Annotated in this window: 1 protein-coding gene; it reads left to right on the top strand. The window is 58.4% G+C overall.

Features of this window, described 5'->3' with window-relative positions; translation table 11 throughout:
* On the top strand, window positions 1-479 hold a 479-nt coding region (locus tag B2W52_RS15640; protein WP_286803702.1), incomplete at its 5' end, for an SDR family oxidoreductase.
* Between the last annotated feature and the right edge of the window lie 6 nt (window positions 480-485).

The following is a 485-nucleotide window of genomic DNA, read 5'->3' as shown; positions in this document are numbered from 1 at the left end:
ATGCCGGCATCACCCGCGACAAGACCCTTGGCAACATGCCGGAGCACTTCTGGGATATGACCATCGCAGTCAATCTGACCGCGGAGGAGTTGATCGACGAGGAACTGGCAAAGCGGGAGCTCATGAAAGAAAACGGACGCATTGTCTGTATTTCCTCCATCAGCGGCATCGCCGGCAACTTCGGACAGACCAACTACTCAACCGCCAAGTGCGGAGTGATCGGCTACGTGGAAGCCATGGCCCGGCAACTGAAAAACGGCATCACCATCAACGCCGTCGCCCCCGGGTTTATCGAAACCCGGATGACCGCCGCCATGCCGGTCACCATCCGAGAGGCCGGTCGTCGGATGAACAGCTTGTCCCAGGGCGGGCAACCGGTGGATGTGGCCGAGGCCATCGCCTGGTACTGCAGCCCTGCCTCCAATGGAGTGAATGGCAATGTTGTGCGCGTTTGTGGGCAGTCTTTGATTGGAAAGTAAAAAAGG

The organism is Marinobacter sp. UBA2498, from assembly GCF_002341575.1.
GTDB classification, from domain to species: Bacteria; Pseudomonadota; Gammaproteobacteria; order Pseudomonadales; family Oleiphilaceae; genus Marinobacter; species Marinobacter manganoxydans.
The sequence above is the reverse complement of the archived record's forward strand: the minus strand, read 5'-3'. Positions and strand labels throughout refer to the sequence as shown.